This window comes from Amycolatopsis echigonensis, assembly GCF_014174495.1.
GTDB lineage: Bacteria > Actinomycetota > Actinomycetes > Mycobacteriales > Pseudonocardiaceae > Amycolatopsis > Amycolatopsis echigonensis.
Genome location: NZ_JACJHR010000077.1, coordinates 1 through 22,827 on the forward strand (window position 1 = coordinate 1; position 22,827 = coordinate 22,827).

The window sequence follows — 22,827 nt, forward strand, 5'->3', positions numbered from 1 at the left end:
ACGGCCGGGTCGCCGGCGTGGTCGCCGACGGCATCGAGGTGCGGGCGAACTCGGTGATCGTGACCAGCGGCGGATTCGCTTAGGATCCCGCTCTGCGCTCGCGGTACTACCCGGACGCGGACGCGGCCGGCGAGGACCTGTTCGTCGTCGCCGCGCCCGGTTCCCGAGGCGACCACTTCGCGTTCGGCGAGCAAGTGTCCGCGTCGATCACCGGCGAAGGCTGGGGACTGCTGCTGCCGACCGCGTATTTCCAGCGCCTGCACCACTGGCAGTCCGGTTTCCCGCCTCGCTCGCGTGTGCTGGTCAACGCGCACGGCCGCCGGTTCATGGACGAGGACGCGTCGTACGCGGTGTCCAGCGGCATCATTTCCGCACAGGACGGTCCAGTGTGGATGGTCTTCGACGACCGAGCGCGCCGCGACCTCCCGCCGGGCTACGCGCACTGGAACGCCGACCACGTCCTGTCCGAAGCGGACGCCGGCCGCACCCTGCGCGCCGGCACCCTGGAAGAACTCGCGGGCAAGATGAACGTGTCCGCCGACACTCTCCAGGCCACTGTGGACAGATGGAACGCCCAGCTCCCCACCGGCGAGGACCCGGAGTTCCTGCGACACGAAACACTGTCCGCGAAGGGTGCCGCCGAACCGCCCGCGAAAATCGCCACCGGACCGTTTTTCGCCGCGCGCACGCTGCCCGCCGAGCTGGTCTGCACGCACGCCGGGCTGGAGATCGACTCCAGCGCCGCGGTGCTCGATGTCCGCGGCGATCGCGTGCCCGGCCTGTTCGCCGCGGGCGAGGCCGGAGCCGGAGTGCTCGGCTTCCGCTACGTCGGCGGCGGCAACGCGGTCGCCAACGCCGTCACCATGGGCCGCATCGCCGGCCGCTCCGCCGCCTGACCCCCTCAGAGTTACTGCTCACCGTCGAGGAGAACCTCATGTCCGTCCCCGCCGCAGCCGCCACCACGGCGGATTCCCCGCTGGCCAGACGAACCGTCCGCAAGGTCGGCGTCCGCGTCATGCCGATCGTCCTGCTGCTCTACATCTTCAACTACATGGACCGGGCGAACATCGGCTACGCCCAGCTCGGCATGGCCAAGGAGCTCACCATCACGGCCGCGACCTTCGGCGTCGCGTCGGCGATCTTCTTCCTCGCCTACGTGGTGTTCGAGGTCCCCAGCAACATGATCATGAAGAAGGTCGGGGCCCGGCTGTGGCTCAGCCGGATCGCGGTCAGCTGGGGCATCGTGACCGTACTGACCGGGTTCGTCGCGAGCGTCACGCACCTGATGATCGCGCGGATCCTGCTCGGCATCGCCGAAGCAGGCCTGTTCCCCGGGCTGCTGCTGTACTTGACCTTCTGGTTCCGCGGCAAGGAACGCGGCCGGGCCATCGCGACGCTCGCGCTCGCGCAGCCGATCGCGCTGATCCTCGGCAGCCTGTTCGGCGGCTGGATCCTCGACCACGTGCACTGGTTCGGCATGAGCAGCTGGCAGTGGGTGTTCATCCTGCAGGGCGCGCCCGCCGTGCTGATCGGCCTGCTGACCTTCTTCTGCCTGCCGAACAAGCCCGCCGACGCGAAGTTCCTGACCGCCGAGGAAAGCTCCTGGCTTCAGGCCGAGATCGACCGCGAGTACGTGCCGGAGGAGAAGGAGTCGTTCCTCGGCCAGCTGCGCGCGATGCGCGACGGCAAGGTCCTGCTGCTGGCGATTTCCAACCTCTTCATCGCCTGCGGGCTGTACGGGCTGACGTTCTTCCTGCCGCTGATCGTCAAGCAGCTCGACCCGAAGTACTCCTCGACCAACATCGGCCTGCTCGGCGCGATCCCGTACGTGGTCGGCGCGATAGGCATGCTGCTGCTCGCCCGTAACTCCGACCGCACCGGAGAGCGCAAGGGGCACGTGATCGGCACCGTGCTGGTGGCGGCGATCGGGTTCTTCGGCGCGATGCTGTTCAAGACCGTACCGGCGTTGTCGCTGATCAGCCTCTCGCTGGCGGCGATCGGCGTGCTCGGCTACCTCGCGCCGTACTGGGCGATGGCCGCGCGCGTGCTGTCGAAGGAGCACACGGCGGTCGGCCTGGCCGCGATCAACTCGATCGCCGCGCTCGGCGGGTTCTTCGGGCCGTACGCGATCGGGCTCGCGGCCACCGAGACCGACGTGACGGTCGGGCTGTACTTCCCGATCGGCTGTCTCGTCGTCGCGGCGGTGATGCTGGCGTTCCTGAAGGTCCCGCGCGACGCGGGCGCCCGCACCAAGAAGTAGTTTCAAGTTTGACTATCCCGGCGGCGCGGCTACAGTGCTGGTCATGCAGGACCCCGCCGCGCCGCCGGACCCGGACTCGCTCGACTTCTGGTCGTTCATCGCGCTGGCCAACCGCAGGCTGTCGGAAGAATTCGGATTCCGCCACCAGCTCGCGACCGAGGTGCTGCTGACGCTGAACCGCGCGTCGAACCTGGTCACCTACGACCTCGAATCCGCCGTGCACCGGCCGCGCGGGCGGTCGTGGTCGGCGTTCCGGGTGCTGTTCGTCGTGTGGCTGGCCGGACCGCTCGAACCGTCCGCCGCCGCGCGACTGACCGGGATGAGCCGGGCAGCCGTGTCAAATCTGGCGAAAACCCTGGTCAGCGAGGGTTTGCTGACGCGGACGCCGGGCGAGACGGACGGCCGTTCGGTGCGGCTGTCGCTCACCGAGGCCGGGCACGCCGAGATGCTCGAGGTCTTCGAGGCGCAGAACGAGCGCGAGGCCGGGTGGGTCGAGGTGCTCACCGAAGCCGAACAGCGCGTGCTGGTGATGCTGCTGGACAAGCTCATCTCCGGCCGGGCCGGGTTCGCGACCCGGCGCTGACCCGCCGCCACTGTCCGTGAAGGGCTCCTTGAGGGAATCAGATTCCTTCAAGGAGCCCTTCACGGACAACCCGTCAGCCCTTCCCACGGCTTGGCTGGGGGACTAGGCTGACCGGAAAGTAGTACATACTTTGATTACTTCGCGCCGAGGAGGCGACCCATGGCCTACTACCGCAGCGCGGGCAGCATCCCGCCTAAGCGGCACACCCAGCACCGCACACCCGAAGGCGGGCTCTACTCCGAGGAACTGATGGGCGAGGAGGGCTTCTCCTCCGACTCGTCGCTGCTCTACCACCGCGGCATCCCGTCCGCGATCGTCGACGCGACGCCGTGGGAGCTGCCGGACCAGACGCTCACCGAGAACCGGCCGCTCAAGCCGCTGCACCTCAAGCTGCACACGCTGTTCCCGGGCCAGGAATGGAAGAGCGCGGATGTCGTGAACAACCGCCGGCTCGTGCTCGGCAACGGCGACGTGCGGATTTCCTACGTCGCCGCCGGCGAGGCTTCTCCGTTGTACCGCAACGCGATCGGCGACGAATGCGTGTACGTCGAGTCCGGCGAAGCGGTCGTAGAGACGGTGTTCGGCGCGCTGCCCGCCCGCACCGGCGACTACGTGATCCTCCCCCGTTCCACCACGCACCGCTGGGTGCCGAAGGGCCCGGAACCGTTGCGCGCGTATGTGATCGAGGCGAACTCGCACATCGCGCCGCCGAAGCGCTACCTCTCGCGTTACGGCCAGTTGCTGGAGCACGCGCCGTACTGCGAGCGCGATCTGCACGGTCCAGCCGAACCGCTGCTCGCGGAGGGCACCGATGTCGAGGTGCTGGTGAAGCACCGCGGCTCGCGCGGCGTCGTCGGCACGCGCTACGTCTACCCGACGCACCCGTTCGACGTGGTCGGCTGGGACGGCTGCCTCTACCCGTACACGTTCAACATCTCCGACTTCGAGCCCATCACCGGCCGCGTGCACCAGCCGCCGCCCGTGCACCAGGTGTTCGAGGGCAACAACTTCGTCATCTGCAACTTCGTCCCGCGCAAGGTCGATTACCACCCGCTGGCGATCCCGGTGCCGTACTACCACTCCAATGTGGACTCCGACGAGGTGATGTTCTACTGCGGCGGGAACTACGAGGCGCGCAAGGGCTCCGGCATCGGCCAGGGTTCGATCAGCCTGCACCCCGGCGGGCACAGCCACGGGCCGCAGCCGGGCGCAGTGGAACGCTCGCTCGGCGCGGAGTTCTTCGACGAGCTGGCCGTCATGGTCGACACGTTCCGCCCGCTGGAGATCGGCGAGGGCGGCCACGCGAGCGACGATCCCGGCTACGCCTGGACCTGGGCAGGACGGGGACCGCAGTCGTGACCGACGCACTCACCCGCGGCCTGCTCGACGACGCGGCGGTCTTCCCGCCCGGCCTCGCGCCGCTGCCGGACGCCGTCGCGGCCCACGACCGGCACACCACGTCGTCCTATGCCGCGATGGTCGGCCCGCTGGTGGTCGCCGCGTCCGGACTCGCGGAACTCGCCGAAGTCGTTGCCGGTCGGGAAACCCCGCTGCCGCTCACCGTGACTCTGCCCGCCGGCCCGGGCGGGATCGCCGACGTGCTCAAGGCCGTCGACGGCCTGCCGGTGTCGGTCGAATCGCTGGAAATCGCGGTGCCGCAAGGAATGAGCGTCGCCGAGTTTCTGTCCGCGGTCGACGGTTGCCCGGTTCCGGTCGCCGTGGAGATCCCGCGCGACGAACGCCGGGTTCCGTTGCTCCAAGCCCTTTCCGGCACCCCGCACAAGGCGAAGTTCCGCACCGGCGGCACGTCCGCCGAGTATTACCCGGACGAAGCCGAACTGGCGGCCGCGATCCGTGCGACCGTCGAGGCGGGCGTGCCGTTCAAGGCGACCGCGGGCCTGCACCACGCGATCCGCAACACCGATCCCGCGACGGGCTTTGAACAGCACGGATTCCTCAATCTCTTGCTGGCCGCCGAGGCGGTCGACCGCGGTGCCGCGGACGAAGAAGTCGTTGCGCTGCTTGCCGAACGCGATGCCGCCGCGGTGGCCGACCGGATCCGTGCGCTGACGCCGGAACGGCTGGCCGCGGCCCGTGCCCGGTTCACCTCGTTCGGCACCTGCAGCATCACCGACCCGCTCACCGAACTGACAGACCTAGGCCTGATCGGAGCCCCCGCATGACCGTGCTCGACATCCCCGCCGGCTCGCCCTTCGGCGTCGAAAACCTGCCGTACGGCGTCTTCTCGGCAGGCGACGGCAGCCCCCGAGTGGGCGTGCGCGTGGGCGAGCACGTGCTGGACCTGTCGATCGCGCTCGGCGACGCAGTTTTCGCCGAGCCGACGCTGAACGCCTTCATGGCGCAGGGTTACGACCGCTGGGTCGAGGTCCGCACGCGACTGCAGACACTGGTGACCGGCGACGTGGCCGCCGAAGCCGTGCACGCGGTCGCCGACGTCAAGCTGCACCTGCCCGTCGAAGTCGCCGATTACGTGGACTTCTACGCCTCGGAACACCACGCGTCCAACGTCGGCCGGCTGTTCCGTCCGGACGCGGAACCGTTGCTGCCCAACTGGAAACACCTCCCGGTCGGCTACCACGGCCGCTCCGGCACGGTGTACGTGTCCGGCACCGACGTCGTCCGCCCGAGCGGCCAGCGCAAGGGCGAGAACGGTCCGGTCTTCGGCCCGAGCACCCGCCTGGACATCGAGGCGGAGCTGGGCTTCATCGTCGGCGCGGGCACCCCGCCCAACAGTCCCATCTCGCCGGACGACTTCCCTCGCCACGTTTTCGGCGCGGTCCTGCTGAACGACTGGTCCGCGCGCGACATCCAGGCCTGGGAATACGTGCCGCTGGGCCCGAACCTGGGCAAGAGCTTCGCGACGTCGATCTCGCCGTGGGTGGTGCCGGTCCTGGCGCTGGCCGAAGCGCGGGTGCCGCTGCCCGGCCAGACGTCGCCGGAACCGCTGCCCTACCTGCGGGAAACGTCGCCGTGGGGCCTGGACATCACCCTGGCCGTGGAATGGAACGGCCAGGAGGTGGCCCGCCCGCCGTACCGCGAGATGTACTGGTCCCCGGCGCAGATGCTGGCCCACCTGACCGTCAACGGAGCCTCCGCCCGCACCGGCGACCTCTACGGCTCCGGCACGGTCTCCGGCAAGGAACCGTCCGAACGAGGCTCGTTCCTGGAACTCTCCTGGGGCGGCCGCGACCCGCTGACCGTCAACGGCGAGCAACGCACCTTCCTGCAGGACGGCGACGAGGTCGCCATCACCGGCACAGCCACGACCAGCAGCGGCGCGAAACTGGGCTTCGGCGAGGTCCGGGGCCGCATCCTTCCCGCGCAGTAGGCCGCTCAACGTCCGTGAAGGGCTCCTTGAGGGAATCAGATTCCCTCAAGGAGCCCTTCACGACCCGAGTCTCACCGGCGCGTTCGGGTGGGTGCACCGTGCCCCCAACGCCACAGCGACCAGTGCACCCGACCCACGGAGGCACCCACACCACCCCCGCACCCCGATACGAAGCCCCAACGCGGCGCGGGGGTGCTTGTCAAGGCATCTTTCCCGCCTTGACAAGCACCCCCGCGCCGTCGTCACCATCAAGCTTCGGGATGCCCACCGCACCTCCGGAGCACCCCACCGCAGCTACCCCGCGATCGGCGCCCCAGTCTTCTCCCGCACCTCTTCCAGAGACACCCCAGGCGCGAGCTCCACCAGCTTCAGCCCGTCCTCAGTCACGTCGAGCACCGCCAGATTGGTGATGATCCGGTTCACCACTCCGGCCCCGGTCAACGGCAGAGTGCATTTCTCGACGATCTTGGGCGTCCCGTCCTTGGCGGTGTGATCGGTAATGATCACGACCCGACGAGCCCCGGCGACGAGATCCATCGCCCCGCCCATCCCCTTGACCAAAGCCCCGGGCACGGTCCAGTTGGCCAGATCCCCGTTGGCCCCCACCTGCAACGCCCCGAGCAACGCCAGATCGATGTGCCCGCCGCGAATCATCGCGAACGACTCCGCGGAATCGAACAGACTGGCCCCGGGCTGCAGGGTGACCGTCTGCTTGCCCGCGTTCACCAGGTCCGGGTCTTCCTCGCCTTCCCACGGGAACGGCCCGAGCCCGAGAATTCCGTTCTCGCTGTGCAAGGTCACCTGCACGCCGTCCGGAATGTGGTTCGCCACCTGAGTGGGAATCCCGATGCCGAGGTTCACGTAGTCGCCGTCCCGCAGCTCACGCGCCCCGAGCGTGGCCATTTCGTCCCGACTCCAGCTCACGCCGGCGCCTCCTCACGCACGCGGACCGTCCGCTTCTCGATCTGCTTTTCCCGCTCAGCCGCCTGAATCAGCCGCTGGACGTAAATCCCCGGCGTGATGATCCGCTCCGGATCGAGGTATTCGTCCGAAACCCGCTCGGCCTCGGCGACGGTCACCTTCCCGCAGGTCGCGACGAGCGGGTTGAAGTTCCGCGAGGCGTAGCGGTAGATCAGGTTGCCCGCCGGGTCCGCGACGTACGCGTGCACCAGGGACAGATCGGCGACGATCGCCCGTTCCTGCACGTAGGTGACCCCGTCGAACTCGGCGTGCGGCTTGCCCTCGGCGATCGGCGTCCCGACCCCGGACTTGGTGTAGAAGGCCGGGATCCCCGCGCCGCCGGCCCGCATCCGCTCGGCGAGCGTCCCCTGCGGCGTGAACTCGACCTCGACGGTCCCGTCCAGGTACTGCTGCGCGAACAGCTTGTTCTCGCCCACGTACGACGCGATGACGCGGCGCACCTGCTGGTTCTCGAGCAGAATGCCGAGCCCGGCCCCGTCGACTCCCATGTTGTTCGAGACGATCGTCAGATCGCGCACGCCCGAGTCCCGGACCGCCTCGATGAGGTCGTTCGGGTTCCCGGTGAGGCCGAAGCCCCCGACCGCGATCGTCAGCCCGTCCTCGAGCAGCCCGTCGAGGGCCTCCGCGGCGCTGCGGTACTTCGTCGGCACGGCATCCTCTCCACTTCGTTCGGTGAGTGGTCAGCTCCCGCATACAACCCAGCGCAGCCGAAACGGGTCAACCGACACGCCGGGATCCCCGGCAAACCTCTCGCGCACCGAACACCCGCGCCCGATGCGTCCACTGAGCGGACGTACCCTCGTTCCCGTGCCCACCTCGCCTCCGGACCACGTCGTCGGACGGGTGTCCGCGGTCCTGCGCGCATTGTCCACCTACCGCGACGGAGCGTCGACCTCGCAACTGGCGCGCCAGTGCGGCCTGGCCCGGCCGACGGTGCACCGCCTGCTCGCGTCGCTGGCCGCCGAGGGCTATGTCGACCGCGACCGGCAGAGCGGCCGCTGGTACCTGGGCCCGGAGCTGTACCTGCTGGGCGAAGCGGCCGCCCCGCGCTACGACGTGACGCACCAGGCGCGCGCGAGCGTCCACCGGCTGGCGACGGTCACCGGGGAAAGCGCGTTCTTCTCCGCCCGCCGCGGCAACGAGACGGTCTGCCTGCTGCGCGAGGACGGCGACTTCCCGATCCGGTCGTTCGTGCTGTACGAGGGCGCGAGGTTCCCGCTGGGCGTCGTGTCCGCCGGGCTGGTGGTGCTGGCGATGCTGCCGGACCGGGAGGTCGAGGAGTATCTGTCCACAGTGGACCTGACGGCGGAATGGGGTCCGGCGCACCGGGCGGAGGAGGTGCGGGCCCGGGTCGCGCGGACGCGGGAGGACGGGTACTCCACCAATCCCGGACTGGTGGTCGAAGGAAGCTGGGGAATGGCAGCGGCGGTGTTCACCCCGGCCGGAGAGCCCGCGTGGGCGTTGACGCTGACGGGGGTCGAGTCACGGTTCCGGGCGGAGCGGCGGGTTGAGCTGGGGGCGTTGCTGCTCAAGGAGGCGCATACGTTGACGAACCTGCTTCGGCAGCCCTCGTGAGCGCCGTGGGGTCCCTTCGTCCGGTTTGAGAATCAGGGCCTGCCTGCGAGTTAACGGGCTAGGTGCTCCCGCACGAGTTCGACGAGAGCCCCGCGCGCCTTCCGGGCTCGCCACTCTGCCTTCTCGGCGTCGGCGAGAGCGTCGTGCACGTTGTCTTGCGATGAGCCTTCAGTAGCGGCCCACGCCGTCCAGAGAGCCGACCACAACTCGCTGATCTTCTTGATCACGACTTCACCTTGCTCGTGGATCTCTCTAGTGCCACCCGCATCTTTTTCGCCACCCGGAGTTGCCGCCGCGACACTGTCAAGAATTCCAAGCAGGCGTGGGCTCTCCGTTCGAGCTGCTCCCGATCGAGCTCCCGTCTCCATCGCAGGTCTTCCCTGCGCAGTTCGCGTTCCCATCTCCGATCGTCGCGGCGTGCCGCGATCCATTGCCCGCCCCACGCTCCGGCAAGAGCCGCGAGAGCGCTGACAACCACACTCAGCCAGTTGCTCACGCCGAGCAGGTTATCCAGCAGTTCGTCCGGTCTCCGCCGGATCAGGTCGTCGAACCGCCCCGCTCGGCAGATTCGAACTGTTCTCGACAGCGGCCGCTCACGACGCGGTGGCAGCGTTCTCCGCGTCGTAAGCCGCTCGTGCCGCCTTCACCTGGTCCATGTTCTGGCGTGCCCACCGGTCCAGCAGTTCCAGCGGTTCGGCGAGGTTGCGGCCCAGCTGGGTCAGCTCGTACTCGACCTTCGGCGGGATCACCGGGTACGCGGTGCGGGTCAGGATGCCGTCGCGGACCAGGCTGCGCAGCGTTTGCGTCAGGACCTTCTGCGAGATCCCGTCGACGCGCTTGCCGATCTCGGTGAACCGCAGCGGGCCGTCCACCAGGGCTCCGACGATCAGCACCGTCCACTGGTCGCCGATCCGGTCGAGCAGCTGGCGGGTCGGGCAGTCGCGGTCGTATGGGTTTCCCAGCACCGGCGGCCTCCTCACTCTCCGCAAGAGAGTAACACTCTCCCGCACTGGAGGGCTTTACCGAACCCGAACATTCGTCCCACACCGCTCGTACACCGGCGCGCGACCGTGGTCCCAGAGACACCGACACGGGAGGACGACAACGATGCGAGGAACGAAGCGGCTGGCACTGGCGGGTTGCGGGATCGCGGCCGGACTGCTCGTGGCCGCGCCGATCGCCAGCGCCGACACGCAGACCCCGGCCCCGGCTCCGGCCCCGGTCACGCTGAGCCCGCAGGAAGTGCAGCAGATGTGCACGGCCTGGGTGCCGAAACTGCGCAAGCAGGCCCAGAACCTCACCAACCGGATCAACGGCGGGCCGGAGGTTTCCGGGTCGGTCGCGAATCTCAAGGCGCGCGCGAACGACGCCCGGACGAAGGGCCGCACCGCGCAGGCCGACCGGCTGCAGAAGCGGGCGGACAAGCGGCAGAGCCAGATCGGCGAGCTGGCGAACGCGACCAAGCAGCTCGACGCGTTCACCGCGGCGCACTGTCAGGCGCCGAAGTGAAGCGGCTGATCGCGGTCGCTGCCGCGGCTGCCGTCGTGGGGCTCGGCTGCGCGGCGTGCGACAACGGTTCGACGCCGTCGTCGGGGGCGGCGTCGAACGGCGATCTGAGCAGCATCCAGTCCACGCTGGACTCGATCCAGTCGGACATGGCGGGCGACGGGCAGCGGTGAGCCGCGTACCGTTTCCCCCGACGTAGCCGGCCGGAGGAACGGGAGCCCGCATGGGGTCAGCTGGCCGCGGCCTCGTCCTCGTCGTGGAGGACGAGGCCGCGATCGCCGAACTCGCCGCGCTGTACCTGCGGCGCGACGGGTTCGGGGTGGAGGTCGAGCCCGACGGCGCGAAGGCGCTCGCGGCGATCCGCCGGTTGCGCCCGGTCGCCGTGGTGCTCGACATCGGACTGTCCGGAATGGACGGCATCGAGATCTGCCGGGCGCTGCGCGCGGCGGGCGACTGGACGCCGGTGCTGTTCGTGACCGCCCGCGACGACGAGCTGGATCGCTTGCTGGGCCTCGAAATCGGCGCGGACGACTACCTCACCAAACCGTTCAGCCCCCGCGAACTCGCCGCCCGCGTACGGACTGTGCTGCGTCGCGCGTCCGGCAGCCCGGCCACGACACTCGCTTGCGGCGGCGTGCGCATCGACGTGCCCGGCCGCCGCGCGTGGGCGGGCGAGATGGAGGTCACGCTCACGTCCACCGAGTTCGACCTGCTCGCTTACCTGCTGCGCCACCCCGGCCAGGTGCTGTCGCGCGATCAGCTGCTCAGCGCCGTCTGGGGGTACGCCGCCGCGGCCGGGACGCGCACGGTGGACGTGCATGTCGCGCAGCTGCGGGCGAAACTCGGCGACGACAGTCCAATCCGGACAGTCCGGGGCATCGGCTACGCGGCGGACGCGGGATGAAAGGCACGCTCGCGCTCCGGATCACCGTGGTGTGCCTGGCGGTCGCCGGGATCGCGGTGCTCGTGGCCGGGCTGGTCGCTTCCAAACTGGTGCGCAACACCGCGGATTCGGTGCTGCAGCAGTCGTTGCGGGATCAGGCCGACGTCGTCGCCGGGCAGCTCGACGGCACCGGCATCGGCAACCGGCTCGCGATCGGCAAGGTGGCGGCGGTCGTGCGCGGACAGGGCATCGAGGTCGTCGTGCACCGGGTCAGCGGCCAGAATTCCGGCCAGGCGACCGCGGTGCGCGCGGCGGAACAGGCCGGGCTCACGTCCGGACAGGACCGTTCGGCGAGGGTCGCGATCGGCGATGTCGACTACCTCGTGGAAGTGCGCCCGGTCGGCCCGCAAGCCGCGTTCGCGCTCGTCCAGCCGGTGCGCAGCGCCGAAGCGACCCAGCACGCGCTGGTGCGCAACATCCTTCTGGCTCTCGGCATCGGACTCGTGGTCGCGGCGATCGCCGGATACGTTTCCGGACGGCTGCTCGGCCGGCCGCTCCGCCGTGCGGCCGCCGCCGCGGGCAGCCTCCGCGCGGGCCGCCGGGACGTCCGCGTGCCGGTCGAAGGCCCCGCCGAGGTCGCGCAGGTCGCGGGCTCGCTGAACGAACTCGCCGACGCGCTGGCCCGCAGCGAAGCCCGGCAGCGAGAGTTCTTGCTGTCGGTGTCTCACGAACTTCGCACCCCGCTGACCGCGGTGACCGGTTTCGCCGAGGCGATCGCCGACGGGGTCGCCGAAGGCCCGGACGCCCGCCGCGCCGGGGAAACGATCCACCGCGAGGCTCAGCGCTTGGAACGGCTCGTGTCCGATCTGCTGGAACTCGCCCGCCTCGGCGCCGACGAATTCCAGCTCGACCTGGGCGTCCTCGATCTGACCGCGCTGGTCAAGGACTGCGCGGAGGTGTGGCAGCTGCGGTGCGCCCGCTCGAACGTCCCGCTGACCGTGCAGTCTCCCCCGGGACCCGCCATGGTCACCGCCGACGCCCGGCGGCTGCACCAGGTCGTGGACGGACTGGCGGAGAACGCCCTGCGCGTCACGCCCGCGGGTGCGCCGATGGTGTTCGCCCTGGTGGTCGCGGACGGCCGCGCACACCTGTCGGTCCGGGACGGCGGCCCGGGCCTGGCGCCGGAGGACTATCCGGTGGCATTCGAACGCGGCGTGCTCAACGCCCGGTACCGCGACAGCCGCCCGGTCGGGTCCGGCATCGGGCTGGCACTGGCGCACGGGCTGGTGACGCGGATGGGCGGGACGCTGAGCGCTGGATCGGCGCCGGAAGGCGGGGCGGCGTTCACGATCACGCTCCCGCTGGCCCAGCCCGGCTAAGCGAGCAGCAGCGCCGCAGCCCACTCCGTGCGCGGAACAGCCCGGCGAGCGTGCCGTTGCGCGCTGAGCACGAGCCCTGCCCCGCAGGACTCGGTCGGGGTCCGACGTTACCGCCCGGGCAACGACCAAGATCCGCCCCCGGCCCGGCTGCCTGGGCTTATCCGGCCGGGGACCACCTGCTCGGGCCCTAGTTCACGCATCCGCTGGCGGTCGTCATCTTCGGCTGCGCCGGAGTTCCCGACGGCGGGGCCGGCGTCGTGGTCTGCGCGATCGGGCGCACCGCGCCGCCGCCCGACGACGGGTGGACCGTGCCCGAGTCGGGCGTTCCTCCCGAAGCCGAGACGTCCGGCGAGCTGATCTGGGCCTGGACGAATTGCCGCACCTGCGCCGGGTCCACCTTCACCGCGTCCCCGTCGGACGGCGTGGGCAGCGACAGGCTCTGCACCGGGATCGTGCCGAACGCGATCGCGCCCGAGCTGAGGCCGTGCAATTGCTGGGCGAAGCTCAGCAGATTCCAGCCCTGGTCGAGGGTGACCGAAGCTTCCAAAGCGTCCACAAGGGACGACAGCCGCGACGGATCGGTGAGGGTGCCAGAGCCGAGGACGGTTTTCGCCATTGCCGACAGGAAGGCCTGCTGCCGCGCGATCCGGTCCAAGTCGCCGTTGGGAAGACCGTGCCGCTGCCGGACGAACGCCAGCGCCTGCGTGCCCGAAATGGTCTGCACTCCGGCGGGGAAATCCGCGCCGGAGAAGGAATCGTGCACCGGTGCTTTCAGGCACACCTGCACTCCGCCGACCGCCTGGCTCAGGGCGGCGAACCCGGCGAGATTGACCGCCGCGTAGTGGTTGATGGGGAGCCCGGTGAGCTCCTGCACCGCGGCGATCGCCGACTTCGCCCCGGCGGCGTCCGCGGCCACCTCCAGCGCCGGACCGCTCATTCCTTGCTGGGCAAGCTTTCCCCGCTGATCGGTGCGGGCCCGGCTGTACGCAGAATTGATCTTGTGCTTGCCGTATCCCGGAATGTCCACATAGGAGTCTCGCGGGATCGAGATCGCGGTGGCGGCCGCCCCGCCTGCCGGGATGTGCACCACGATCATCGTGTCGGTGGTGTTGCCGCCGTCGTCTCCCCCGCCCGCGTGCAACGCGTCGAGCACGTTCTGCGGCAGCGGCGTCCCGTCCGGTTTGGTGCGCGAATCGAGACCGACCAGCAGGATGTTCTGCGCGACGGCGAGCGGTTCCCCGGCCGAGGCGTCCGGAACCTGCGCCGAGGGCGCGATGACGTCGGCGGTGACGAGGCCGTTGTCCAGCCGGTGCAGTTGCGACCACGCGAATCCGGTGGCGCCCAGCACCAGGGTGGACACCACTCCCAGCACCGCACGGCCGCCGATCCGGCGGCCCCGGGACGTGATCAGCACGGCCGGCTCCTCGCTTCCCCGGGGACGGATTTCGACCCTCCCTTTCGAGGATCGCCGCGTTAGCTGGGAATAGCCTGAGAAACCTGTCGCGAAGATGTGATGCTGCCCGTTCGGCGGAGCGCGCGGCGACAGCCGGTGTCCTTGCGGGCACAGGGAGTTCAGCGCGGCATCCGCCGCCACACCGCGCGCGGCACGAACCGCATCGCCGCGAACACCAAGCGCAACACGCCCGGTACCCACACCACTTCCCGGCGACGGCGCAACGCGGCGACTGTCGCGTCGGCGACCTGGTCGGCGGTGCTGGAGAACGGCGCGGGCGACATTCCTTCGGTCATCCGGCCGATCACGAAGCCAGGGCGCACGAGCAGCAGGTGCACGCCGCTGCCGTGCAGAGCGTCCGAAAGTCCCGAAGCGAACCCGTCGAGGCCAGCTTTCGCCGAGCCGTACACGTAGTTCGCCCGGCGCACGCGGATCCCGGCGACCGACGAGAAGACGACCAGGTTTCCGGAACCCTGAGCACGCAACAGTTCCGCCGTGTGAGTGAGCACCGATACCTGAGCGACGTAATCGGTGTGCACGATCGCGGTGGCATGCGCCGCGTCGCTCTCCGCGCGCGCCTGATCGCCGAGGATGCCGAACGCCAGCACGACGGTCTCGAGCGGTCCGTGCTCCTTGATGACGCGATCGAGCAGCGGGCGGTGCGCGGAGAGGTCGTCGGCGTCGAAGTCCTCGGTCGCGACGGTCTCCGCGCCTGCCTCGCGCAGGGCAGCTGTCTGTTCTTCGAGGTCCGCGCCCGGCCTCGCGGCGAGCACGAACCGCCGCGCGCCCCCGCGCGCCAGCCGGACGGCCACCGCCGTCCCGATTTCGCTGCGTCCGCCTAGCACCAGCACCGTTCCGCTCACGGTGGGTGAGTCTGCCAGCCCGTTCCCGGGGCGGGCGGACGAGGTGTCGCGCGTGTTCGCGTCGGCGAGAACCGGAATTGCCGCTCGCGGGCTACCGTTGCCCGGGTGACCAGCGACGACGAGTTCGGCACCCTGCTCGAACGGCACCGGCGCGAGATCCGCGTGCACTGCTACCGGATGAGCGGTTCGTTCGAGGAGGCCGAGGACCTCACGCAGGAGGCGTTTCTCCGGGCCTGGAAAGGCCGCCGCGGCTTCGCCGGGCGCGCGAGCGTGCGGACGTGGTTGTACCGGATCGCCACGAACGTGTGCCTCGACGCACTCGCCCGGCGGCCGCGGCGGGCGCTGCCGGACGAACTAGGCCCGGCGGCCGACCCGACCGGCGAGATCTCCGCGCTGGACGTGCCGTGGCTCGGGCCGTTCCCCGATCTGCTGCTCGACCCCGCGGCGCCGGACGACACCGGCGCAGCCATCGTCGAACGGGAAACCATCGAGCTGGCGTTCCTCGCCACCATCCAGTTGCTCCCGCCTCGGCAGCGTGCCGCGCTGATCCTGCGCGACGTGCTCGATTGGTCCGCAAAGGACACTGCCGAACTGCTGGGCACTTCAGTGGCCTCGGCGAACAGCGCGCTGCAGCGGGGCCGGGAGACGTTGCGCACCAAGCTGCCCGCCCGGCGCGCCGAGTGGTCCGCTCCGGACACCACGACCGCGGAGGAAACGGCGCTGCTGCGGAAGTTCATCGCCGCCTACGAATCGGCGGACGTGCAAGCGGTCGCCGCGCTGCTGAGCGAGGACGCGCGTGCGGTGATGCCGCCGTATTCGTTGTGGTTCGACAGCCGCGACCGGATTCTCGCCGCGCTCGGGCCGAGTTTCGATCCGCGGTCGCCGTACTACCGGGGCAGTTTCCGGATGGTGCCGGTGCGCGCGAACCGGCAGCCGGCCGTCGCCGGATATCTGCGCGGGCCCGGCGAATCGGTTTATCGCGCTTTCGGCGTGTGCGTCCTCACCGTCCGAAACGGACTGGTCACGGCGATGGCCGCGTTCGAAACGGCGGCATTGGCGCCGTACGGACTCGCCGAAACGTTCGAAGAATAAAGAACGCCCGGGCGGCGATCGCTGGTGTGCGATCGCCGCCCGGGCGCAACCACCGAGTTCCGGGCTTCGTGCCGGTCGTGGTGGGGGAAACTGCTAGCGCCCTCGCCGCCGGGAAATGGTCACCGGCTCGCGGTCAGGCGACTCGATGCCGTGCGGCGGCGGAGCCGGTTCGCACCAGCTTCCGGCGCTCCAGCTCGGTGGTTCCCCCGAAGATCCCGTTGCCGAGACCGTTGTCCAGAGCATAGGAAAGGCATTCCGCGCGGACCGGGCATCGCGCGCAGACCGCCTTGGCCTTCGCGACCTGCTGCGCCCCGGGACCCATGTCGGAAATCGGGAAGAACAGTTCCGGGTCCTCGTCCTGGCACGCCGCGCGGGCGAGCCAGCTGGTGGCCGTGAGTTCCATTGTTGCTTTTCACCTCCTGTCCTCATTGTCGAAGCGTGGTCAACCGACTTCTCCGCGCGCACGGACGCGCCATGCCTTCGGAGGGTGTTCGGTGGGCTTTTCCGGCCGAACCGCCCCGGGCCGCGAAGGACCCGGCGGACGACCGGCTTTCCAACTTACCACCGATCACCGCCCGCGCGCGAAATTTCGATTCAGCTCACATCGCGGACGCGGTTGCCGCCGGACGTGCTACCGCCTCCGCACGGCCGCTCGCCGGTCCCGGGTTTTCCTTTTTCCGCGCGCCATTTCCCCCTTCCGCCGCGCGCCCGGGCGAACTGCCCGTCCGGCCCAGGTACCCGCCAGCCCCGACCCTAACCCTCGTTCCGTGACCCGATCGTTACATCTCACGGGCGCGTCACCGCACCTGTTCGACAAGTGCGGGATCGGGAGGGGGTGCGCGTGGCGGGGTTCGACGGCTTTTTCCGCGGCGATTTCCCTCGCCTCGTGGCGTTCCTGTGCGCGGGCGGGCTCGGGCCGCGCACCGCGCGCGAGGTGGCGGTGGAGGCGTTCGTCGAGGAAACCGGGACGTGGCCGCCGCCGGGAGACCCGCGCGTGGCGGTGCGGCTGACCGCCGTCCGGCTCGCCGCCGAGCAGACGTGGTTCGACGGCGGCGCCCCGCCGGCGGATCCGCCGGGCGACCGGCTGGCGTCGGTCGTGGAGCGGAACGCGCGCGCGGTCGAACTGCTTTCGACGCTGCCGGAGACCCAGCGCACGGTGCTGACCTGGTCGCTCGACGGGTTCTCGCCCGCCGCGATCGCGTCCGCGCTCGACATGGCGGGCACCACAGTCCGCTCGAACCTGCGACACGCGCGGGAACGGCTGAAACACCGGCTCGGCCTGGCCGGGCGCGAGGAGGCCCTGATGACCGCACTGCGCGAAGCCGCTGCCGCACTGGTCAACGCGTTGCGCTCGGCGCTCGACGTCGAGGACGCGTTGACCCGGGTGAAAACCGAGGCGACCGTCGTGGCCGCACCGCGGGTTCCGGCCGGCCGGTTCAGTTTGGACGGCCCGGCGCGCGCCGCGATCGAGGGAGATCCGGAGGCGGCGCAGGAGCTGCTCGCCGCCGTGCAGCCGCTGATCGTGCGCTACTGCCGGGCCCGACTGGGCGGAGCCGACGCGTACTCCTCGGCCGACGACGTGGCGCAGGAAGTCTGCCTGGCGTTGCTGACGGCGCTGCCCGGCTATCGGCAGCAGGGGCGGCCGTTTCTCGCTTTCGTTTACGGGATCGCGCAGCACAAGGTGGCTGACGCGCACCGGGCGCACGCGCGCAACCGGACCGAGACGGTGGCCGAATTGCCGGAGGTGCCGGATCTCGCCGACCGACCGGAGGAACGGGCACTGCGCGCTGAGCTGAACCGGCAGCTGGCTCAGCTGCTGCGGTTGTTGCCGGAGCGACAGCGGGAGATCGTGCTGCTGCGCGTCGTAGTCGGACTGTCCGCCGAGGAAACGGCTGAAGCGGTCGGCTCCACCCCGGGCGCGGTCCGGGTCGCGCAATACCGCGCCCTGCTGCGGCTCCGCTCAGCTCTCGAACGACGACGCTGACCCGATCCGCGCCACCACGAACTCCGCCAGCGCCGCGACCGGCCCCTCGCTGGCGTCCCGGGAGAGCAGGATGAAATCCACGTCGCCCGGGTCCGGGAGGCCGAGCTCGGCGGGCAGTTCGACCAGGTCGGACGGCACCAGGCTCCGGGCGTGCACCGTGATCCCGAGCCCCGCGGCCGCCGCGGCGCGCAGGCCGGTCAGGCTGGACGTCAGGCAGGCCGCGCGCCATTCCAGCCCGGCGCGCTCCAGCGTTTCGACCGCCAGCTGCCGGGTGACCGACGGCATCGGGTACTGCACCAGCGGCACCGGGTCGCCGGGGGTGAGTTCCGTCGCCGCCGAGCCGATCCACACCAGCGGTTCGCGGCGCAGCAGCCGTCCCGGGCCGGGCGCACCCGGGCGGCGTTTGCCGAGCACCAGGTCGAGGCGTCCTTCGGCGATCCGGCGAGCGAGCACATCGGACAGTTCGACGTGCAGCTCGACGTCCACCAGCGGATGGCTTTCCCGCAGCCGACGCAGGATTTCCGGCAGCTCGCCGAGCGCGAAATCCTCCGACACTCCGAACCGGACCCGGCCGCGCACCTGCGCGCCGCGGAAATGCCGCGCCGCGCGCTCCTCGGTGTCCACAATGGTCTGTGCGAAACCGAGCATCGCCTGCCCGCGCGCGGTCAGGTCGACCGCGTGCGTGTCCCGGGCGAACAGCAGCCCGCCGGCCTCGGACTCGAGCCGCCGGATGTGCTGGCTGATTGTGGGCTGCCCCACACCCAACCGCCGCGCTGCCGCCGTGAAGCTGCGAGTTTCCGCCACCGCAAGGAAAGACCGGCACAACCGCGGATCCAGCATGCGTCACATCTTATCTGCTTTCACAATGACAGTCAGTACAGTAATCGGGGTTCCGAATGACCGTCGGCGACGAGAGAATGGCGGGGAAAGGAGTTCCATGACCACCGTGCTCGCCTCGCTCGCCCGCCCCGTCTCGGCTGTGCTCGCCAAGCTGCGGATCGACCCGTTCATCGCCCTGATCCTCGTCACCGTAGGCATCGCCTCGCTGCTGCCGGCGTCCGGCGCGGTCGCGACCGGGTTCGGCGTCGTGACGAAGATCGCGGTCGGGCTGCTGTTCTTCCTTTACGGCGCACGGCTTTCCAGTCAGGAAGCGGTCGAGGGGATGCGGCACTGGCGGTTGCACGTCACGGTGCTCTGCGCCACTTTTGTGCTCTTCCCGCTGCTGGGACTGGCCGCGTCGGTCCTCTCCCCCGGGCTGCTGACGTCGCCGCTGTACACCGGCGTGCTGTTCCTCTGCCTGCTGCCGTCGACCGTGCAGTCGTCGATCGCGTTCACCTCGATCGCGAAGGGCAACGTCGCGGCGGCGATCTGCAGCGCGTCGCTGTCCAACCTGCTCGGCATCGTGCTGACGCCGCTGCTCGTCGCGCTGGTGCTGTCGACCGACGGCCCGGGTGTGAGCGGTTCGGCGGTGCTGGACATCGTGCTGCAGTTGCTGGTGCCGTTCGTGGCCGGGCAGCTGGCGCGCCGCTGGATCGGCGGCTGGGTGCAGCGGCATTCCGCGCCGCTGAAGATCGTCGACCGCGGTTCGATCCTGCTGGTGGTGTACACCGCGTTCAGCGAGGGGATGACCGAGGGCATCTGGCATCAGCTGGACCTCGGCCCGCTGCTGGCGCTCGTCGCGGTCTGCTGCGTCCTGCTGGCGGCGGTGCTCGGCGCGACGAGCGGCGGCGCGAGGCTGCTCGGGTTCGCCCGCGCGGACCGGATCACGATCATGTTCTGCGGGTCGAAGAAGAGCCTCGCGAGCGGCCTGCCGATGGCGACGGTGCTGTTCGGGCACGCCGAGGTCGGGCTGATCGTGCTGCCGCTGATGCTCTTCCACCAGATTCAGCTGATCGTGTGCGCGGCACTGGCGCGCCGGTACGCCCGGCAGGCGGCCGCCGAGGAGCCGGGAGAACTCGCGGCGGTCGGCTGACGTTGACCGCGTGCGCCAGTTCCAGCGCCGGGGCAACGGCGTCTTGCGGCGGCTGAACTACCGCGCCGTGCACGGCGGCAAGTCGGCCGCGCTGATCTTCTGGGAGCCCGCCGACGCGCCGCGGCTGCCGCACGGTTCGCCGGAGTACCTGGTCGGCGCGGGCGAGTCCGCCCCGGCCGAAACGATCGGGCTGCCGATCTCCCACAGCGTCGGCATGGCGGATTTCCTCGACCAGCTGACCGGGAAGTCGTTCTCGCAGGCGCTGCACTTCCTGCTCGGCGACCTGGACCGCCGGTCGCCGCCGGAACTGGCGGGCTGGATGGCGGGCTACGCGCGTGGGACAGCCGATCTGACCGTCGCGGACACGCCGTTCTCCTACGTCCAGCCAGAAATCACGCCGCTTGCCCGGGTCGTGGTCGCGAGCTCGTTGTATGTCGAGTTCACGAGCGCTCCGGAGCCGGACTGACCGCGCTCGCCGGTGTCAACGCCCAGCCGGAAAACCAGTGGAGCAGTGCCCGGGTCCGCGGCTACCCTCGCCCGACCCGTGTCGGCTAGGCAAGGACGTGCCGTTGTCCATCGCGTGAGGCATCCCAAGCTCTGATCTCGTCGCGCGCCGCGTTTGCGCGCCGCGCTTCTTCGTGCTGCGGAATTCTCACTGGAATCGGTGTACTCCTGTGCTCTATCACTGGACAGTCCTGCCCACTTGCCTGCCGCTCGTCCGGCGGCGCTGCCATGCCTGCACGTCCGGACGCTTCCGGGCAGACGGCAAGTTCCGTGTCAATGCCAACCACAAACTCATCGACGCCTGGCTTCTCGTGCTCTGCACCGGCTGCGGGGAAACGGCGAAACTCACCGTGTTCGAACGGGCGAGGTTGCGCTCGGTCCGGCCGGAGCTGCTGGATCGCTTGCACCACAACGATCCCGGCCTCGCCGCCGAGTTGCTCCAGGATCCGGTCCTGCAACGGCGCAACCGCATCGCGCTCGACTGGGACGGCGCCTGGCGGCTCGAGACCGGTGGTCCAGACCGTGTGGACCAGGACGCGATCGACGTCGCGGTCGGCTTCGCGGCCCGGATCCCGGTCCGGCCGGTGCGGCTGATCGCCGAGGGCTGCGGTCTTTCCCGAGCCGAGGTCGAGCGGCTGCTCGCCGAGGGGAAGGTCGTGTCGGCGGTCCGGCTGGGCGGCAAGCTCTCCGGCGACTTCGCCTTCACGCTCAAGTACTGAGCCGCACCGAAAAGCCGTGCGGGAACCCTGGGGCATCCCTCGGGGTTCCCCGCACGGACAACCGGCACCGTCTGTCCACAGCGGACTGGGCGGGGACCGCGCCCGGCTTCCGCTCGCATGAGCGCGAACCGCGAACCCGGGCAACAGCGGTGCCTGAACGGGCAATCGTGCGTAACCCGGTGCGGCGAAAGGCGTTGCCGAGGGCCCGCGCCCCGGGGCGGAGGCGGCGCTTGCCCCGCCGTCCGTGCACTGGTGTTCAGAAGGGAACAACGCGGCGACAACCCGTAGACCGGCGCTTACCGTAAGTCCGCAGTCTCCCCCTGCTCTCCGTATCGGCCGAACGAAGGGCAACCGCGGCGACGTCGGCGGTCTGGCATGCCAGGCCGTCATATCCGGAGAACCCGATCAGAGGAGAAAGCATGGCTTCGCAGGACGGCGCCCGCGTCGACACCAACGTCATGCGCAAGGGCGCGCAGACGATCAGCGACACCGGGCAGAACATCACCGGCGTGAACCAGAAGGTCGACGGCACCATGCAGACGCTGTTCGGCACCTGGCGGTCGGACTCGGCGAACGTGTTCAACCAGGCCATGGGCCAGTTCGATCAGACGGTCCGCAAGATCGTGCAGAAGCTGGACGAGCTCGCGCAGAACGTGCAGACCTCGGCGAGCGAGTACGACAGCCGGGACTCGGACAACACCTCCACCGCCCACAACGCGGCCGCGGTCATCGGCGGCGGCGGTCTGCAGGGCTTCTGATCCCCTTCCTTCCCACGAAAGGACACTTCTCATGGCTTTGGGCCAGTTCCAGATCAGCTTCGCGACCATGCAGGACACCGTCGGGCAGGCGAAGCAGCAGTCCAACCAGATCACCGAGCTGCTGGACCAGATGAAGGCCGTCATCGAGGGCCAGCGCGAAAACTGGACCGGTGTCGCGGCGGACATGTTCCACGAGACCTACACCTACTGCCACCAGGCGGCGCTCACCCTGCCGCAGGCGCTGGACGCCGCTTCGCAGACCCTCGCGCAGATCAACGAGGGCACCTCCAACACCGAGGGCAACAACGCCAAGCGGTTCGCCGCGAACTGAGGCCGTTCCCCCGCGGAGACGGAAAGGAGGGCGAACGACGATGGTGGCTCTCGGCGACACCAATTACGGGATGAACAACGACACGTCGAACAAGCATCAGCAGACCTCGTCGGACGGCAAGTTCCACAGTCCCGGCGACCAGGCCCCGCCGGACGTGAACAACGAGTGGATCCCGCCGGGCGACGTCGGCAAGCCGCCGCCGGTGCCGGGCGGCGCCGAGCATCCGGGCAAGGGCGTCACGGCGGTCAACACCGAGGCGATGCGCACGTTCGCGAAGAACATGCAGACGCTCGCGGACGGGCCGCTGAAGGATCTTCCGGCGAAGCTCGACGGGATCCAGCTCAAACCGGGCGTGTTCCTCACGGCGCAGAGCAAGATCGCCACGCCGATCCAGGGCACGAACCAGCTGCGGGACGCCACCCGCACCGCGATCCACGACCTCTGCAAGGCGCTCGACGAGGTGGCGGACGCGGTGACCAAGGCCTCCAAGGCGTACGACAACGCCGACGAGGTCAACAAGATGTCGGCCGACGACTACAACCAGTACTTCAACACAGTCAGCGGCCACATCACCGGCGCCGGTCAGAAACCCTGACCGGACGGGCGGCGGTCTTTCCGGTTTCCAAGCGATCGAG

The 22,827-nt window shown here is 69.8% G+C and carries 26 protein-coding genes and 2 pseudogenes; 20 read left to right on the top strand and 8 right to left on the bottom strand.

What is annotated here, in order from left to right:
• Nucleotides 1-137 precede the first annotated feature (137 nt).
• The 6 genes from H5411_RS36385 to fahA all read left to right on the top strand — a co-directional run bounded on the left by H5411_RS36385 (nt 138) and on the right by fahA (nt 6,192).
• Nucleotides 138-896, top strand: a complete 759-nt coding sequence (locus H5411_RS36385) for an FAD-binding protein (RefSeq protein ID WP_246369735.1) — start codon at nt 138-140, stop codon at nt 894-896.
• A gap of 38 nt (nt 897-934) precedes the next feature.
• Nucleotides 935-2,260 carry an MFS transporter gene (locus H5411_RS36390; RefSeq protein WP_183126430.1) on the top strand — a complete coding sequence of 442 codons (1,326 nt, stop codon included), beginning with the start codon at nt 935-937 and terminating at the stop codon, nt 2,258-2,260.
• Between the two features lie 43 nt (nt 2,261-2,303).
• Nucleotides 2,304-2,843, top strand: a complete 540-nt coding sequence (locus H5411_RS36395) for a MarR family winged helix-turn-helix transcriptional regulator (protein WP_101441399.1) — start codon at nt 2,304-2,306, stop codon at nt 2,841-2,843.
• Nucleotides 2,844-3,002: 159 nt separating this feature from the next.
• On the top strand, nt 3,003-4,202 hold the full coding sequence (locus H5411_RS36400) for a homogentisate 1,2-dioxygenase (protein ID WP_183126431.1): 1,200 nt from the start codon (nt 3,003-3,005) through the stop codon (nt 4,200-4,202).
• The gene (locus tag H5411_RS36405) at nt 4,169-5,026 is read left to right on the top strand and encodes a hypothetical protein (RefSeq protein WP_183126440.1); all 858 of its coding nucleotides are present in this window, start codon (nt 4,169-4,171) and stop codon (nt 5,024-5,026) included. Before H5411_RS36400 ends, H5411_RS36405 begins: the two co-directional genes overlap by 34 nt.
• A complete protein-coding gene (fahA, locus tag H5411_RS36410) occupies nt 5,023-6,192 on the top strand; it encodes a fumarylacetoacetase (protein WP_183126432.1) in 1,170 nt (389 codons plus the stop codon). Before H5411_RS36405 ends, fahA begins: the two co-directional genes overlap by 4 nt.
• 294 nt (nt 6,193-6,486) lie before the next feature.
• Here fahA and H5411_RS36415 read toward each other — a convergent pair whose 3' ends face one another.
• Nucleotides 6,487-7,116: a CoA transferase subunit B gene (locus H5411_RS36415; protein WP_101440567.1), complete on the bottom strand. Its 630-nt coding sequence runs from the start codon at nt 7,114-7,116 to the stop codon at nt 6,487-6,489.
• The gene (locus H5411_RS36420) at nt 7,113-7,823 is read right to left on the bottom strand and encodes a CoA transferase subunit A (protein ID WP_183126433.1); all 711 of its coding nucleotides are present in this window, start codon (nt 7,821-7,823) and stop codon (nt 7,113-7,115) included. Before H5411_RS36420 ends, H5411_RS36415 begins: the two co-directional genes overlap by 4 nt.
• A gap of 157 nt (nt 7,824-7,980) precedes the next feature.
• Here H5411_RS36420 and H5411_RS36425 point away from each other — a divergent pair, with 157 nt between their 5' ends.
• Nucleotides 7,981-8,748, top strand: coding sequence for an IclR family transcriptional regulator (locus tag H5411_RS36425; RefSeq protein ID WP_312878685.1), 768 nt, complete (start codon nt 7,981-7,983; stop codon nt 8,746-8,748).
• Nucleotides 8,749-8,798: 50 nt separating this feature from the next.
• Here the strand turns inward: H5411_RS36425 and H5411_RS36430 are convergent, their stop codons facing one another.
• Nucleotides 8,799-8,975, bottom strand: a complete 177-nt coding sequence (locus H5411_RS36430) for a hypothetical protein (RefSeq protein ID WP_183126435.1) — start codon at nt 8,973-8,975, stop codon at nt 8,799-8,801.
• A gap of 366 nt (nt 8,976-9,341) precedes the next feature.
• Nucleotides 9,342-9,713 carry a winged helix-turn-helix transcriptional regulator gene (locus H5411_RS36435; protein WP_101440571.1) on the bottom strand — a complete coding sequence of 124 codons (372 nt, stop codon included), beginning with the start codon at nt 9,711-9,713 and terminating at the stop codon, nt 9,342-9,344.
• A gap of 142 nt (nt 9,714-9,855) precedes the next feature.
• On the opposite strand from H5411_RS36435, the gene H5411_RS36440 reads away from it, so the two are divergent.
• From H5411_RS36440 to H5411_RS36455, 4 genes are read left to right on the top strand one after another with little or no spacing between them, the layout of a single operon-like run.
• Nucleotides 9,856-10,257, top strand: coding sequence for a hypothetical protein (locus H5411_RS36440; protein ID WP_101440572.1), 402 nt, complete (start codon nt 9,856-9,858; stop codon nt 10,255-10,257).
• Entirely contained in the window at nt 10,254-10,427 is a 174-nt protein-coding gene (locus tag H5411_RS36445) for a hypothetical protein (protein WP_167442115.1), read from the top strand. The genes H5411_RS36440 and H5411_RS36445 overlap by 4 nt, the downstream gene beginning before the upstream one ends.
• 50 nt (nt 10,428-10,477) lie before the next feature.
• On the top strand, nt 10,478-11,158 hold the full coding sequence (locus H5411_RS36450) for a response regulator transcription factor (protein ID WP_101440573.1): 681 nt from the start codon (nt 10,478-10,480) through the stop codon (nt 11,156-11,158).
• Nucleotides 11,155-12,516 (top strand): sensor histidine kinase, encoded by a 1,362-nt coding sequence (locus H5411_RS36455; protein WP_101440574.1) that lies wholly within the window; start codon nt 11,155-11,157, stop codon nt 12,514-12,516. The genes H5411_RS36450 and H5411_RS36455 overlap by 4 nt, the downstream gene beginning before the upstream one ends.
• 187 nt (nt 12,517-12,703) lie before the next feature.
• Here H5411_RS36455 and H5411_RS36460 read toward each other — a convergent pair whose 3' ends face one another.
• Entirely contained in the window at nt 12,704-13,930 is a 1,227-nt protein-coding gene (locus tag H5411_RS36460; RefSeq protein WP_101440575.1) for an LCP family protein, read from the bottom strand.
• 158 nt (nt 13,931-14,088) lie between these two features.
• Nucleotides 14,089-14,832 carry an SDR family NAD(P)-dependent oxidoreductase gene (locus H5411_RS36465; RefSeq protein ID WP_101440576.1) on the bottom strand — a complete coding sequence of 248 codons (744 nt, stop codon included), beginning with the start codon at nt 14,830-14,832 and terminating at the stop codon, nt 14,089-14,091.
• A gap of 99 nt (nt 14,833-14,931) precedes the next feature.
• Between H5411_RS36465 and H5411_RS36470 the strand changes: the two are divergent.
• Nucleotides 14,932-15,924, top strand: a pseudogene (locus H5411_RS36470) (RNA polymerase subunit sigma-70); the annotation flags it as partial.
• 133 nt (nt 15,925-16,057) lie between these two features.
• On the opposite strand, the gene H5411_RS36475 reads toward H5411_RS36470, so the two are convergent.
• Nucleotides 16,058-16,327 (bottom strand): WhiB family transcriptional regulator, encoded by a 270-nt coding sequence (locus H5411_RS36475; protein ID WP_037812602.1) that lies wholly within the window; start codon nt 16,325-16,327, stop codon nt 16,058-16,060.
• Between the two features lie 693 nt (nt 16,328-17,020).
• On the opposite strand from H5411_RS36475, the pseudogene H5411_RS48640 reads away from it, so the two are divergent.
• A pseudogene (locus tag H5411_RS48640) lies at nt 17,021-17,176 on the top strand (sigma factor-like helix-turn-helix DNA-binding protein); the annotation flags it as partial.
• A 51-nt stretch (nt 17,177-17,227) separates the two neighbouring features.
• Nucleotides 17,228-17,908 carry an RNA polymerase sigma factor ShbA gene (shbA, locus tag H5411_RS48025; RefSeq protein ID WP_244194986.1) on the top strand — a complete coding sequence of 227 codons (681 nt, stop codon included), beginning with the start codon at nt 17,228-17,230 and terminating at the stop codon, nt 17,906-17,908.
• On the opposite strand, the gene H5411_RS36485 is transcribed toward shbA, so the two are convergent.
• Nucleotides 17,885-18,748 (bottom strand): LysR substrate-binding domain-containing protein, encoded by an 864-nt coding sequence (locus H5411_RS36485; RefSeq protein WP_101440579.1) that lies wholly within the window; start codon nt 18,746-18,748, stop codon nt 17,885-17,887. The genes shbA and H5411_RS36485 overlap by 24 nt on opposite strands.
• Before the next feature lie 97 nt (nt 18,749-18,845).
• Between H5411_RS36485 and H5411_RS36490 the strand changes: the two genes are divergently transcribed.
• The 6 genes from H5411_RS36490 to H5411_RS36515 all read left to right on the top strand — a co-directional run bounded on the left by H5411_RS36490 (nt 18,846) and on the right by H5411_RS36515 (nt 22,787).
• Nucleotides 18,846-19,880, top strand: a complete 1,035-nt coding sequence (locus H5411_RS36490; RefSeq protein ID WP_101440580.1) for a bile acid:sodium symporter family protein — start codon at nt 18,846-18,848, stop codon at nt 19,878-19,880.
• Nucleotides 19,881-19,890: 10 nt separating this feature from the next.
• Nucleotides 19,891-20,346, top strand: a complete 456-nt coding sequence (locus H5411_RS36495; protein ID WP_101440581.1) for a hypothetical protein — start codon at nt 19,891-19,893, stop codon at nt 20,344-20,346.
• A gap of 208 nt (nt 20,347-20,554) precedes the next feature.
• Entirely contained in the window at nt 20,555-21,103 is a 549-nt protein-coding gene (locus H5411_RS36500) for a DUF1062 domain-containing protein (protein WP_101440582.1), read from the top strand.
• 419 nt (nt 21,104-21,522) lie between these two features.
• Nucleotides 21,523-21,861, top strand: coding sequence for a WXG100 family type VII secretion target (locus tag H5411_RS36505; RefSeq protein WP_101440583.1), 339 nt, complete (start codon nt 21,523-21,525; stop codon nt 21,859-21,861).
• Between the two features lie 31 nt (nt 21,862-21,892).
• Nucleotides 21,893-22,192, top strand: a complete 300-nt coding sequence (locus H5411_RS36510) for a WXG100 family type VII secretion target (protein WP_101440584.1) — start codon at nt 21,893-21,895, stop codon at nt 22,190-22,192.
• 40 nt (nt 22,193-22,232) lie between these two features.
• On the top strand, nt 22,233-22,787 hold the full coding sequence (locus H5411_RS36515) for a hypothetical protein (RefSeq protein ID WP_101440585.1): 555 nt from the start codon (nt 22,233-22,235) through the stop codon (nt 22,785-22,787).
• Nucleotides 22,788-22,827: the final 40 nt, after the last annotated feature.